Origin of the sequence: Kitasatospora sp. MBT66, assembly GCF_000710405.2 — a bacterium.
GTDB classification, from domain to species: Bacteria; Actinomycetota; Actinomycetes; order Streptomycetales; family Streptomycetaceae; genus Kitasatospora; species Kitasatospora purpeofusca.
In genome coordinates, this window is record NZ_JAIY01000020.1 from 253,877 (window position 1) to 266,530 (window position 12,654).

At 75.0% G+C, this 12,654-nt stretch carries 11 protein-coding genes and 2 pseudogenes; 6 read left to right on the forward strand and 7 right to left on the reverse strand.

All coding sequences use genetic code 11. From position 1 onward, the window contains the following. A pseudogene (locus BI06_RS42155) lies at positions 1 to 464 on the forward strand (PhlD); the annotation flags it as partial. A 25-nt stretch (positions 465 to 489) separates the two neighbouring features. On the opposite strand, the gene BI06_RS42160 reads toward BI06_RS42155, so the two are convergent. Next, on the reverse strand, positions 490 to 1,584 hold the full coding sequence (locus BI06_RS42160) for an EamA family transporter (protein WP_082559074.1): 1,095 nt from the start codon (positions 1,582 to 1,584) through the stop codon (positions 490 to 492). A gap of 136 nt (positions 1,585 to 1,720) precedes the next feature. On the opposite strand from BI06_RS42160, the gene BI06_RS42165 reads away from it, so the two are divergent. Next, positions 1,721 to 2,143 (forward strand): gamma-glutamylcyclotransferase family protein, encoded by a 423-nt coding sequence (locus tag BI06_RS42165; protein ID WP_030392151.1) that lies wholly within the window; start codon positions 1,721 to 1,723, stop codon positions 2,141 to 2,143. 76 nt (positions 2,144 to 2,219) lie between these two features. Here BI06_RS42165 and BI06_RS42170 read toward each other — a convergent pair whose 3' ends face one another. After that, on the reverse strand, positions 2,220 to 3,680 hold the full coding sequence (locus BI06_RS42170; protein WP_043477416.1) for a catalase: 1,461 nt from the start codon (positions 3,678 to 3,680) through the stop codon (positions 2,220 to 2,222). 168 nt (positions 3,681 to 3,848) lie between these two features. Between BI06_RS42170 and BI06_RS42175 the strand changes: the two genes are divergently transcribed. The 4 genes from BI06_RS42175 to BI06_RS42190 are packed head-to-tail and all read left to right on the forward strand — an operon-like array spanning position 3,849 to position 7,189. Next, complete coding sequence (locus BI06_RS42175; protein WP_043477418.1) at positions 3,849 to 5,102, forward strand: bifunctional cobalt-precorrin-7 (C(5))-methyltransferase/cobalt-precorrin-6B (C(15))-methyltransferase; 1,254 nt, start codon at positions 3,849 to 3,851, stop codon at positions 5,100 to 5,102. Further along, positions 5,099 to 5,860 carry a precorrin-4 C(11)-methyltransferase gene (gene cobM, locus BI06_RS42180; RefSeq protein WP_043477421.1) on the forward strand — a complete coding sequence of 254 codons (762 nt, stop codon included), beginning with the start codon at positions 5,099 to 5,101 and terminating at the stop codon, positions 5,858 to 5,860. The genes BI06_RS42175 and cobM overlap by 4 nt, the downstream gene beginning before the upstream one ends. Then, positions 5,860 to 6,612 (forward strand): cobalt-precorrin-6A reductase, encoded by a 753-nt coding sequence (locus BI06_RS42185; RefSeq protein ID WP_043477424.1) that lies wholly within the window; start codon positions 5,860 to 5,862, stop codon positions 6,610 to 6,612. The genes cobM and BI06_RS42185 overlap by 1 nt, the downstream gene beginning before the upstream one ends. 40 nt (positions 6,613 to 6,652) lie before the next feature. Beyond that, positions 6,653 to 7,189, forward strand: coding sequence for a DinB family protein (locus BI06_RS42190; RefSeq protein WP_030392146.1), 537 nt, complete (start codon positions 6,653 to 6,655; stop codon positions 7,187 to 7,189). Positions 7,190 to 7,256: 67 nt separating this feature from the next. On the opposite strand, the gene BI06_RS42195 is transcribed toward BI06_RS42190, so the two are convergent. From BI06_RS42195 to BI06_RS42215, 5 genes and pseudogenes are all read right to left on the reverse strand, one after another. Then, complete coding sequence (locus BI06_RS42195; protein ID WP_043477427.1) at positions 7,257 to 8,786, reverse strand: UDP-N-acetylglucosamine 1-carboxyvinyltransferase; 1,530 nt, start codon at positions 8,784 to 8,786, stop codon at positions 7,257 to 7,259. A gap of 159 nt (positions 8,787 to 8,945) precedes the next feature. Further along, positions 8,946 to 10,079, reverse strand: a complete 1,134-nt coding sequence (locus tag BI06_RS42200) for a cobalt-precorrin-5B (C(1))-methyltransferase (protein WP_051742932.1) — start codon at positions 10,077 to 10,079, stop codon at positions 8,946 to 8,948. A gap of 84 nt (positions 10,080 to 10,163) precedes the next feature. Beyond that, entirely contained in the window at positions 10,164 to 11,693 is a 1,530-nt protein-coding gene (locus tag BI06_RS42205) for a precorrin-2 C(20)-methyltransferase (RefSeq protein ID WP_030392141.1), read from the reverse strand. Continuing rightward, the gene (locus BI06_RS42210) at positions 11,690 to 12,316 is read right to left on the reverse strand and encodes a precorrin-8X methylmutase (RefSeq protein WP_030392140.1); all 627 of its coding nucleotides are present in this window, start codon (positions 12,314 to 12,316) and stop codon (positions 11,690 to 11,692) included. The genes BI06_RS42205 and BI06_RS42210 overlap by 4 nt, the downstream gene beginning before the upstream one ends. Continuing rightward, positions 12,313 to 12,654 (reverse strand): annotated as a pseudogene (locus BI06_RS42215) (hypothetical protein); the annotation flags it as partial. The gene BI06_RS42210 and the pseudogene BI06_RS42215, both read right to left, overlap by 4 nt.

Here is a 12,654-nt window from a genome sequence, read left to right on the forward strand (position 1 = left end):
CGGCCGCCGTAGTCACGGCCGAGCAGCGCACGCCGGGGCTCAGGCTGGACCACTGCTTCGAGTACACCATCCCGCACACCACCGACCGCTACCGCAAGCTGACGGACCACCGGGGCGACCACTTCGCCTCCACCCGGGCCTCGCTCCGCTCGGTCACCGACCTGGGCCCGGCGCTGCTCGACTGGCTGGACCGGCACGGCGGACGGGAGCTGGACTTCGGTGTGCTGCACCCGGGCGGCCCGGCCATCCTGGACCGGCTCGGGGTGCTGCTCGACGCGGACGCCGCGTTCCTGCGGCACTCGCGGGACGTCCTCACCGAGGAGGGCAACCTGGGCGGGGCCACCGTGTTCTCCGTCCTCGCCCGCACCCACCGCACACCCCCGCCGGCCGGCGCCCGCGGCCTGCTGCTGGGTCTCGGCCCGGGCGTGACCCTGAGCACCCTGCTCGCCACCTGGTCCGGGTGAGCCGGCACCGGACCGACCCTTCACCTCACCCCCGGGCGGACTCCCGGACGGACTCCCGGACGGCCTTCCGGGCCGACGGCCGTCCCGACCCGCGGCTGACGCTCACCACCAGGCACACGCCCGCGACCACGACGGCCCCGCCCAGCAGGGTGGGGCCGGTCAGCGGCTCGGCCAGCACCAGCCAGCCCAGCAGCACGGCCACCACCGGGTTCACGTACGCGTAGGTGGCCACCAGCGTCAGCGGGGCGGCGCGCAGCAGCCAGGCGTACGCGGTGAAGGCGACCAGCGAACCGAACACCACCAGGAAGGCCAGCGCCAGCCAGGACCGGGTGGACACGTCGCCGGGGCGCAGCCCGTGCTGCTCCCCCCGGGCCAGCCCGATCAGCAGATTGCCGAGCCCCCCGGCGAGCATCTGGTAGGCGCTGGACGCGAAGACGTTCCCGGGCATCCGGATCCGCTTGCTGGCGAAGGAGCCGGACGCCCAGGTGAGGGTGGCGCAGATGATCGCGACCACCCCGGTGGGGGCTATGGAGCCGCCGATCGCGGGGGCGGAGAGCACGGCCAGGCCCACCAGTCCGAGCAGCACGCCGGCCAGTTCGGCCCGCCTGGGCCGCTCGCCCCCGGCCGCCGTCAGCAGCACCATCCAGAGCGGCACGGCGGCGACCAGCAGCGCGGCCAGGCCGGAGGGGACGGAGGTCTCGCCGAGCACCACGAGTCCGTTGCCGCCGGTCAGCAGCAGCAGTCCGACCAGGGCGGCGGAGCCCAGCTGCGGCAGGTCCACCCGGAGTCCGGCCCGGCCGTGGCGGACGGCGACGAAGCCGGCGAGCAGCAGACCGGCGGTCAGGAAGCGGGCGGCGGCGGAGAGGAAGGAGGGCATGGTCTCCACCGCGATCCGGATCGCCAGATAGGTCGAGCCCCACACCACGTAGACCACCACGAGCGCCGTCCACACCCCGGCGCCGAGCCGTCCGGCGGCGGCCCCGTCGGCCTTGCCGGTGCCGTCGGAGGCATCAGCGCGGACATCTGCGGGGGCATCTGCGGGGGCATCTGCGGGGGCGTCGGCGGGGACGGGACGGGCGCTCGCGGACCCGGCCGGCCGGCGTTCGGCTGGAGCTGTCATGGGTGTCCCCCCGGAACGGTGCTGGCAGATGTACCCGACATGACACCGCATCGGCCACCCCGCGCGCCAGTGGGTATCACCAGGCGGTCACCATCGAACACCGGTCCGCTTCCCACCCCGGCCCCGAGGAGTCCCCGTGCCGTCCGCCCTCCCCTTCTTCGTCTACGGAACCCTGCTCACCGGGGAGCGCAACCACGCGGTGTTCCTGGCCGGCCGCTGCGCCTCGGTACGGCCGGCCGTCCTGGACGGCGCCGCGCTGCACGCCGGGCCCGGGTTCCCGTACGCCGTGCCGGACGACACCCCCGGCCGGCGGATCGTCGGCGAGCTGGTGACGGTCCGCCCGGCCGCCTACCCGGAGGCGCTCGCGGCGCTGGACCGGCTGGAGGACTGCCGTCCGGACGGCGGCGGCGAGTACGTCCGCGAGCGGCTGACCGTCCGCACCGAGGACGGCGGCACCGCCCCGGCCTGGGTGTACCTCGCCGGACCGGCCGTCGGCGCCCGGCTGCGCGCGCACCCGGCGCTCATCGCCTCCGGCGACTGGCGGCGGCGCGGCCGATGACGCCGGGGCAGAGGACCGCACGGCCGAGGCCGGCCCGGGGCCCGGGCCGGGCCGGACGCCCGGCCCGGCCGGTGCCTCAGTCCGCGGCGAGGCCCCGGGCGATCCGGTCGCCGAGCGCCCCGTCGATCTTGCGCCAGTACTCCAGCGCCCGCCGCAGCACCGGGTCGCTCACCCCGGCCCCGAGGTGCCCGACCACGTTGGCCACCAACCGGTCCCGCTGCCCGTCGTCCAGCACCCGGCGCACCATCGTGCCCGCCTGCCCCCAGTCGTCGTCCTCCGCGTGCGGCGCGTACGCCTCGCGCACCATGTCGCCGGAGCTGAACCAGCCGGCCGCCGGATCGTCGAAGGCCCTCGGGTCCGCCGCCGGACCCCCGTACGAGTTGGGCGCGTAGGGTGCCGCCGCCCGCGACGGGTCGAAGCGCATCGGCCCGTCCTTGGCGTAGGAGCGCACCGGTACGTGCGGCCGGTTGGGCGGCAGTTGGGCGTAGTTGGGCCCGATCCGGTACCGGTGGGTGTCGGGGTAGGAGAAGATCCGGCCGAGCAGCATCTTGTCCGGCGAGACGCTGATGCCCGGTACCAGGTTGGCGGGCTCGAAGGCGGCCTGCTCGATGTGGACGAAGTAGTCCTCGGGATTGCGGTTCAGCGTCAGCTTCCCGACCGGGACCAGCGGGAAGTCGCCGTGCGGCCAGACCTTGGTCAGGTCGAAGGGGTTGAACCGGTACCCCGGTGCCTCGTCGAAGGGCATGACCTGCACGTACAGCGTCCAGGACGGCGGGGTGCCGCCGTCGACGGCCTGCCAGAGGTCCTGGCGGTGCAGGTCCGGGTCGGTGCCGGCCAGCCGGTCGGCCTCGTCCTGCGTGAGGAAGTCGATGCCCTGATCGGTCTTGAAGTGGTACTTCACCCAGAACCGCTCCCCGCCCGCGTTGATCCACAGGTAGGTGTGCGAGCCGTAGCCGTTCATGTGCCGGTAGGACTTCGGGATACCCCGGTCCCCCATCAGCCAGGTCACCATGTGGGCGGACTCCGGCGACAGCGTCCAGAAGTCCCACTGCATGTCGTGGTCGCGCAGGCCGTTGTCGGGGCGGCGCTTCTGCGAACGGATGAAGTCCTGGAACTTGATCGTGTCGCGGACGAAGAAGACCGGCGTGTTGTTGCCGACCAGGTCGTAGTTGCCGTCCTCGGTGTAGAACTTCAGCGCGAACCCGCGCGGGTCGCGCCAGGTGTCCGGACTGCCCTGCTCGCCCGCGACCGTCGAGAAGCGCGCCAGCACCTCGGTCCGCTTCCCCGGCTGGAACAGCAGCGCCTTGGTGTACCGGCTCACGTCCTCCGTCGTCTCGAAGACGCCGTACGCCCCGGCCCCCTTGGCGTGCACCACCCGCTCCGGCACCCGCTCCCGGTTGAACTGCGCCATCTTCTCGATCAGGTAGTGGTCGTGGAGCAGGATCGGGCCGTCCCTGCCCACCGTGAGCGAGTGCTCGTCGCTCGGCACCGGGATTCCGGCGTTGGAGGTGGTGTGCGGGACCGCTGAGTCGGACATGCTGTCCTCCCTTTGCTGGGGTTCCCCCGGTCGGCCGTAGCGTGCCGAAGCCCCCCGGGACGACGCTGAGCCCGGGTGTCCGGGGCCGCACCCTGACCGACCGCGGGGCGAATACCGCCAGGTAGGCTGCCCCCACCCGCCCCGAGTACGCACCCGAGGAGCCACCCGGTGTCCCAGCAGCCACCCCCGATCACCGTCGTCGGGATCGGGGCCGACGGCTGGCCCGGCCTCGCCGCCACCGCGCGCGCCGCCCTGCGGACCGCCGGGGCCGTGATCGGCGGCCCCCGGCAGCTGGACCTGCTGCCCGCCGAGGAGGTCGGCGCCGAACGGGTGCCCTGGCCGTCCCCGCTGCGCCCGGCCGTCCCCGGTCTGATCGCCCGGTACGCGGACCGCCGGCCGGTCGTCCTGGCCAGCGGCGACCCGATGTTCTTCGGCATCGGCCGCACCCTCGCCGAGACCGTCGGCCCCGAACGGCTGCGGATCCTGCCGCACCCCTCCTCGGTGGCGTACGCCTGCGCCCGGCTCGGCTGGCCGCTGGAGGCCACCGAGGTGGTCAGCCTGGTCGGCCGGCCCCTCGACACCCTGCGCCTCGCCCTCAACCCCGGCCGCCGGCTGCTGGTGCTCAGCGCCGACGCCGCCACCCCGGCCGCCGTCGCCGCGCTGCTCGCCGAGCTCGGGTACGGCTCCGCCCGGCTGCGGGTGCTCGAACAGCTCGGCGGCCCCGGCGAACGGCAGCTGGACGGCCCCGCCGACGGCTGGCCGCACCCGCCCGGCGACCCGCTCAACCTGATCGCCGTCGAGCTCGGCGCCGACGGCCCCCGCACCCCGGTCGTCCCCGGCCTGCCCGACGGCGCGTACGAGAGCGACGGCCAGCTGACCAAGCGGCATGTGCGCGCCGCCACCCTCGCCACCCTGGCCCCCGTCCCCGGCGAACTGCTCTGGGACATCGGCGGCGGCTCGGGATCGATCGCGATCGAGTGGCTGCGCGCCCACCGCGACAACCGGGCCGTCACGGTCGAACGCGACCCGGTGCGGGCCGAGCGGATCGCCCGCAACGCCGCCGCCCTCGGCGTGCCCCGGCTGCGCGTGGTCACCGGCCCCGCCCCGGACGCGCTCGCCGGACTGCCCGCCCCGGACGCGGTGTTCGTCGGCGGCGGCCTCACCGCGCCCGGCCTGCTCGACACCTGCTGGGCCGCGCTGCCGCCCGACGGCCGACTGGTCGCCAACACGGTGACCCTGGAGTCGGAGGCACTGCTCACCACCTGGTACCGGCGGCACGGCGGCGAACTGCTGCGGCTCGCCGTGGCGCACGCCGTCCCGGTCGGCGGCTTCACCGGCTGGCGCCAGGCGATGCCGGTCACCCAGTGGTCCGCCGTCAAACCCGCCGCCGACACCCTCACCTCCCGGGAGAACGCCTCGTGACCGTCCACTTCATCGGGGCCGGCCCCGGCGCCGCCGACCTGATCACCCTGCGCGGCCAGCGGATCCTGGCCCGCGCCGAGGTCTGCCTCTACGCCGGCAGCCTGGTGCCGCGCGAGCTCCTCGCCGAGTGCCCGCCCGGCGCCCGACTGGTCGACACCGCCAACCTCACCCTGGACCTGATCGTCGAGGAGATGGTCCGCGCCCACGCCGCCGGGCAGGACGTCGCCCGGCTGCACTCCGGCGACCCGTCGGTGTTCAGCGCCGTCGCCGAGCAGATGCGCCGCCTCGACGCGGCCGGCGTGCCCTACGACGTGGTGCCGGGCGTGCCGGCCTTCGCCGCCGCGGCGGCCGCGCTCAAGCGCGAGCTGACCGTGCCGACCGTCGGCCAGACCGTGATCCTCACCCGGATCGCCAAGCGCGCCACCCCGATGCCGCCGGGCGAGGACCTCGCCACCCTCGGCCGCAGCGGCGCCCTGCTCGTGCTGCACCTGGCCGCCGGCTACGTGGACGACGTGGTCGAGCAGCTGCTCCCGCACTACGGGGCGGACTGCCCGGCCGCCGTGGTCGCGATGGCCAGCCGGCCGGACGAACTGGTGCTGCGCGGCACCGTCGGGGACATCGCCGGACAGCTGAAGGCCGCCGGAGTGGTCCGCACCGCCGTGATCATCGTCGGCCGCACCCTCGCCGCCGAGCAGTTCCGCGACAGCCACCTCTACTCCGCGGAGCGCGAGCGCCCGCACGAGCCCTGCGGCTCCTGATGACGCACGTCCTCCTCCTCGGCGGCACCACCGAGGCGCGCGCCCTCGCCGCCGCGCTCGACGGCCGGCCCGGGCTCCGGGTCACCAGCTCGCTCGCCGGGCGGGTGGCCCGGCCCCGGCTGCCCGCCGGCGAGGTGCGGATCGGCGGCTTCGGCGGCGCCGACGGCCTCGCCGACTGGCTGCGCGCCGAACGGGTGGACACGGTGGTGGACGCCACCCACCCGTTCGCCGCCGTGATGTCCGGCAACGCCGCCGCGGCCGCCGCCGCGACCGGCGTCCCGCTGCTGGCGCTGCGCCGCCCCGGCTGGGCGGCCGTACCGGGCGACGACTGGCACCGCGTCCCGTCCCTGGACGCCGCCGCCGCGCTGCTGCCCGCCCTCGGCCGGCGGGTCCTGCTCACCAGCGGACGGCAGGGCATCGCCGCCTTCGCCCACCTCGACGGCCTGCACTTCGTGGCCCGCTCGGTCGATCCGCCCGAGCCGCCGCTGCCCGCCGCGCTCCACGTCCTGCTCGACCGGGGCCCGTTCACCCTGGACGGCGAGCGGGCGGTGCTGCGCGAGCACCGGATCGACGTCGTGGTCACCAAGGACAGCGGGGGCGCGGCCACCGCGCCCAAGCTCACCGCGGCCCGTGAACTCGGCCTGCCCGTGGTGCTGGTGGACCGCCCGCCGCTGCCCGCCGGGGTGCCGGTCGCGGCGAGCGTCCCCGAGGTGCTGGAACGGCTGGCCGAACAGGGCCTGATCAGCCGGTAATTCCCGCGCGGGGCCCGCCCCTCGCTGCCAGGATGGCCGGATGACCGACGCCTACGAACTCGCCGACGCCGCCCGCACCGAGCCGCCCCTGGCCGCCGGGGAACTCGCCACCCTGACGGGCTTCCTGGACTTCCAACGCGCCACCTTCGCCTGGAAGTGCGCCGGGCTGACCACCGAACAGCTCCGCGCCCGCCCGCTGCTCCCCTCCACGCTCTCCCTGCTCGGGCTGACCCGCCACCTGGCCGAGGTGGAGCGCGGCTGGTTCCGCAACGTCCTCAACGGCGAGGGCCATCCCGGGTACTGGCGGCGCCCCGACGGCGGCTTCGCCGAGTGGGACGCCGACGGCGCCGATCCGGACGAGGCCTTCACCGTCTGGCGCGCCGAGTGCGAGCACGCCCGCGAACTCGTCGCCGCCGCCCCGTCCCTGGACGTCCTCGGCCACTACCGCGCGCCCGACGGCAAGGAGACCTCGTACTCCCTGCGCTGGATCGTCACCCACATGATCGAGGAGTACGCCCGCCACAACGGCCACGCCGACCTCGTCCGCGAGCACCTCGACGGCCGCACCGGCGAGTAGCCGGCCCCGGGCACGCCGCTGCCCGGCCCCCGGGGTTCCGGGGGCCGGGCAGCGGCGGGCGTCCGGATCAGATGTCGCGGAAGGTCTCGATCTGGGCGCCGATGGAGTTGAGGCGCTCGGCGAGGTCCTCGTAGCCGCGGTTGATGACGTAGACGTTGCGGAGCACCGAGGTGCCCTTGGCGGCCAGCATCGCCAGCAGGATCACCACGGCCGGGCGCAGCGCGGGCGGGCAGACCATCTCGGCGGCGCGCCAGCGGGTCGGGCCCTGGACCAGCACCCGGTGCGGGTCGAGGAGCTTGATGTCCGCGCCGAGGCGGGTGAGTTCGGTGAGGTAGATGGCGCGGTTGTCGTACACCCAGTCGTGGATCATCGTGGTGCCGTGGGCGGCCGCGGCGATGGCGGCGAAGAACGGCACGTTGTCGATGTTGATGCCGGGGAAGGGCATCGGGTGGATGGTGTCGATCGGCGCGGTGAGCTTGGAGGGGCGCACGGTGAGGTCGACCAGCCGGGTGCGGCCGTTGTGGGCGCGGTACTCCGGGGTGCGGTCGTAGTCGAGGCCCATGCCCTCCAGCACGGCGAGCTCGATCTCCAGGAACTCGATCGGCACCCGGCGGACGGTCAGCTCGGAGGAGGTGACCACGGCGGCGGCGAGCAGGCTCATCGCCTCCACCGGGTCCTCGGCCGGGGTGTAGTCGACGTCGCAGGTGATCTCGGGGACGCCGTGCACGGTGAGGGTGGTGGTGCCGACGCCGTCGATCCGCACGCCCAGCTTCTCCAGGAAGAAGCAGAGGTCCTGGACCATGTAGTTGGGCGAGGCGTTGCGGATGACGCTGACGCCGTCGTGGCGGGCGGCGGCGAGCAGGGCGTTCTCGGTGACGGTGTCCCCGCGCTCGGTCAGCACGATCGGCCGGTCCATCGGCGTGCCGGGCTGGACCGAGGCGTGGTAGGCGCCGCCGGTGGTGGCGACCTCCAGGCCGAACCGGCGCAGCGCGGTGAGGTGCGGCTGCACGGTGCGGGTGCCGAGGTCGCAGCCGCCGGCGTAGGGGATGGCGAAGTTGTCGGCGCGGTGCATCAGCGGACCGAGGAACATCAGCACGCTGCGGGTGCGGCGGGCGGCCTCGACGTCCATGCCGGCCAGGTCGAGCTCGGCGGGCGGGGTGAGTTCGAGGTCGCGACCGTCGTTGGTCCAGCGGCTCCTGACGCCGATGCTGTTCAGCACCTCGAGGATCCGGTAGACCTCCTCGATCCGGGCGACGCTGCGCAGGGTGGTGCGGCCGGTGGTCAGCAGCGAGGCGCAGAGGATCGCGACGCAGGCGTTCTTGCTGCTGCGGACGTCGATCGCGCCGGAGAGGGTGGTGCCGCCGGCGACCCGCAGGTGCATCGGGCCGGAGTAGCCGAGGGAGACGATCTCGCTGTCGAGCGCTTCGCCGATGCGGGCGATCATCTCAAGGCTGACGTTCTGCTTTCCCTGCTCGATGCGGTTGACCGCGCTCTGGCTGGTGCCGAGGGCCTCGCCGAGCTGGGCCTGGGACCAGCCGCGGTGCTGACGCGCGGTGCGGATGAGGGTGCCGATACGGGTGAGGTAGTCGCCTGTCACTCGCCAGACGATATCTCATGACTGAGATAGCAACAGAACCGACCCCGGGCGTGGCGCGACTTTTGTCCGTTTCTCACCCCGTATGAGCGTCAGATCTTCACATCATGGCGAAGTTCTCGGGACAGTCCTGGGACACAACTCCCCGGTGCAGGACGGCCCTCACGGCCCCAGCGGTTGCGCCCGGCCGACGATCGTCCCCGCCCGGTCGATGCAGATGACGTCCACCGCGACCGGCGAACCGACCAGCACCCCGAGCGCGGTGGCCCGGGCCGCCTCGGCCACCAGGTCGCCCAGTGGCACCCCGGCCGCCCGGCAGAGCTGGATCGCCTCCAGCCCGGTGTTGGCCGCCGCGACCGCCGCCGCCAGCTCCTCGTCCGCGCCGCCCGCGCGGGCCAGCCCGGCCAGGTACCCCTGGTCCACCTGGGAGCGCGCCGAGTGCAGGTCGAGGTGGCCGGCGGCGAGCTTGGAGAGCTTGGCGAAGCCGCCGGCGACGGTCAGCCTCGGCACCGGGTGGCGCTTGAGGTACTTGAGCACGGCGCCCGCGAAGTCGCCCATGTCGAGCAGCGCGTCCTCGGGCAGGCCGTGCACCGCCGCGGCCACCTTCTCCGAGGTCGAGCCGGTGCAGCCGGCCACATGGGTGCGCCCGGCGGCCCGCGCCACGTCCACCCCGCGCCGGATCGAGTCGATCCAGGCGGAGCAGGAGTAGGGGACGACGATGCCGGTGGTGCCGAGGACGGAGAGCCCGCCGAGGATGCCGAGCCGGGGGTTCCAGGTGGACCGGGCCAGCTCCTCGCCGTGGTCGATCGACACCTCCACCACCACGTCCCCGCTGCCGCCGCACTCGGCCGCGACCTCGGCCACGGCGTCCCGGATCATCTGCCGGGGCACCGGGTTGATGGCGGGTTCGCCGACCGGCAGCGGCAGCCCGGCCTTGGTGACCGTCCCCACCCCGGGCCCGGCCCGGAACACCACACCCGCGCCCGGCTCCCCCGCCCGCACGGTGGAGCGCACCAGCGCGCCGTGGGTGACGTCCGGATCGTCCCCGGCGTCCTTCACCACCCCGGCCGTCGCCCGCCGCCCGCCGTCCGGCCCCTCGGCCATCAGCTCCGCCGCGAGCGCGAAGGCCGGCCGCTGCCCCTTCGGCAGCGTGATCTCCACCGGGTCCGGGAACACCCCGGTGAGCAGCGCCCGGTAGGCGGCCTTGGTCGCCGCCGTGGCACACGCCCCGGTCGTCCACCCGTGCCGCAGCCCACTGCTCCGCAGCTGCCCGGCCCGCCCGCCGACCTCGCCCATCGCCGGTCTCCTCACCTAGGCATCACTCGAATGCCGTCCGGCCCCGGGCGCACCCGGGGCCGGACGGCCCTGCAGACGGGAGGCTCAGGCCTCCGGGTAGCGGCGGGGGGTCCAGGTGACGTCCGGGTGCGGGGCGCGGGGGACGTGCTGGGTCTGGGAGGAGCCGATCAGCAGGATGGTCCGCATGTCGACCTCGGCCGGGTCCAGCTCGCCGAGGGGGACGGTGCGGACCCGCTCGGTGGGGCCGCCGACGTCGCGGGCCATCACCACCGGGGTCTCCGGGGCGCGGTACTCCAGCAGGAGGTCCCGGGCCCGGCCGACCTGGGTGGTGCGGGACTGCGAGCCGGGGTTGTAGAGGGCGAGCACCAGGTCGGCCCCGGCGGCGGCGCGCAGGCGCGCCGCGACCACGTCCCACGGCTTGAGGCGGTCGGAGAGCGACACCACCGCGTAGTCGTGGCCGAGCGGGGCTCCGGCCCGGGAGGCGGCCGCGTGCGCGGCGGTCATCCCGGGGACGATCCGCACCGGCACCTCGCGGTAGGACTCCTCGCAGGCGACCTCCAGCACGGCGGTGGCCATCGCGAAGACGCCCGGGTCGCCGGAGGAGACCACCACGACCCGGTGGCCCCGGCGGGCCAGGTCGAGGGCGAACTCGGCGCGCTCGGACTCCACCTTGTTGTCGGAGCCGTGCCGGGTCTGGCCCGGCCGCTCCGGCACCCGGTCGAGGTAGGTGGTGTAGCCGACCAGGTCGGTCGCGGCGGCCAGGGCGCCGCGGGCCTCGGGGGTCAGCCAGAGCGGGCCGGCCGGGCCGGTGCCGACGACGGTGACGCTGCCCGGGCCGCTCAGGTCGGGAGCCGGGGCCTCCAGCGGGGCGACCTTGCTGGGCAGTACGGCCACCGCGAAGTAGGGGACCGTGTCCGGGTCGACGGAGGCCAGCGGGGCCGTCCGCTCGCCGTCCATGAACGCCCGCTCGACGTACTGGGCGTCGGCCAGCCGGCCCGCCCGCTCCAGGGCGCGGCGCACGGTCGGGAAGGTGCGGCCGAGCTTCATGACCACGGCGGAGTCGGCGGCGGCCAGGCGCGCGGTCAGCTCCTCCTCGGGCAGCGTGCCGGGGATGACGGTGAGCGTCTCCTCGGCCTCGGTCAGCGGCTGGCCCAGCCGGGCCGCCGCGGCGCTGATCGAGGTCACGCCGGGCACCACCTCGGTCGGGTAGCGGTGCGCGAGGCGCTTGTGCATGTGCTGGTAGGAGCCGTAGAAGAACGGGTCCCCCTCGGCCAGCACCACCACGTCGCGACCGGCGTCCAGGTGGGCGGCCAGACGTTCGGCGGCCTCCTGGTAGAAGTCGTCCAGCGCGCCCCGGTAGCCGCCGGGGTGGTCGGTGGTCTCGACCGTGATCGGGTAGACCAGCTTCTCCTCGATCTGACCGCCCGTCAGATACCGCTCGGCGATGGAGCGGGCGATCGAACGGCCGTGCCGCGCGCTGTGGTACGCCACCACGTCGGCCTTGCCGATGAGTTCGGCGGCGCGCACGGTCACCAGCGACGGGTCGCCGGGGCCGAGGCCCACACCGTAGAGCCGGCCGGTCGCCCGCTGGGCAGCTTCCTGACTGTCGGTCATTCTTCTTCGCTCGCAATCGCGTTGATCGCCGCCGCGGCCATCGCGCTGCCGCCGCGCCGCCCGCGCACCACCAGGTGCTCCAGGCCGGCCGGGTGCGCCGCCAGGGCCTCCTTGGACTCGGCCGCGCCGATGAAGCCGACCGGTACGCCGATCACGGCGGCCGGGCGCGGGGCGCCGGCCTCGATCAGCTCCAGCAGGCGGAACAGCGAGGTCGGCGCGTTGCCGACGGCGACCACCGCGCCCTCCAGCCGGGGCAGCCACAGCTCCATCGCGGCGGCGCTGCGGGTGTTGCCCATCGCCCGGGCCAGCTCCGGCACCGACGGATCGGTGAGGGTGCAGATCACCTCGTTGTCGGCCGGCAGCCGCTTGCGCGTGACACCGCTGGCGACCATGTTCACGTCGCAGAGGATCGGCGCCCCGGCCCGCAGGGCGGCGCGCGCGGAGGCGACCGCGCCGGGCGAGTACACCAGGTCCTCGACCAGGTCGACCATGCCGCAGGCGTGGATCATCCGCACCGCGACCTGGGCGACGTCCGCGGGCAGTCCGGCCAGGTCGGCCTCGGCCCGGATGGTGGCAAAGGACTGGCGGTAGATGGACGCGCCGTCCTTCTCGTACTCGATCACGTGGTCCTCCGGGCCGCGGCGACCGCCGCGGCCATCAGCTCGTTCGTCACTTCCACGGCGGTGTCCCGCCCCTGCGGCCCGCCGGTCACCGCCACCCGGTAGCCCTCCCCGGTCGCCAGCACGTCCACCCGGCGTCCGGCGGGGTGGCCGCAGCGGCGTTCGCAGCCCGACCAGTGCACCGGCAGCAGGGCGGCGCCCGGCTGCGGGCCGGCACCCCGGGCCGTGCTCCCGTCCAGCGCCCGCGCCGCGTCGGCCCGGACGTCGGACCGCGACTTCGCGCAGCCCGGCAGCCCGGTGCAGGCGCTCGCGCCGTCCCAGGCCGTCCCGGCCGCCGTCCG

Coding starts and splice junctions, on each gene's coding strand:
- BI06_RS42160 (WP_082559074.1), bottom strand. CDS start 1,584: ATGACAGCTCCAGCCGAACGCCGGCCGGCCGGGTCCGCGAGCGCCCGT.
- BI06_RS42170 (WP_043477416.1), bottom strand. CDS start 3,680: ATGTCCGACTCAGCGGTCCCGCACACCACCTCCAACGCCGGAATCCCG.
- BI06_RS42185 (WP_043477424.1), top strand. CDS start 5,860: ATGACGCACGTCCTCCTCCTCGGCGGCACCACCGAGGCGCGCGCCCTC.
- BI06_RS42190 (WP_030392146.1), top strand. CDS start 6,653: ATGACCGACGCCTACGAACTCGCCGACGCCGCCCGCACCGAGCCGCCC.
- BI06_RS42200 (WP_051742932.1), bottom strand. CDS start 10,079: ATGGGCGAGGTCGGCGGGCGGGCCGGGCAGCTGCGGAGCAGTGGGCTG.
- BI06_RS42205 (WP_030392141.1), bottom strand. CDS start 11,693: ATGACCGACAGTCAGGAAGCTGCCCAGCGGGCGACCGGCCGGCTCTAC.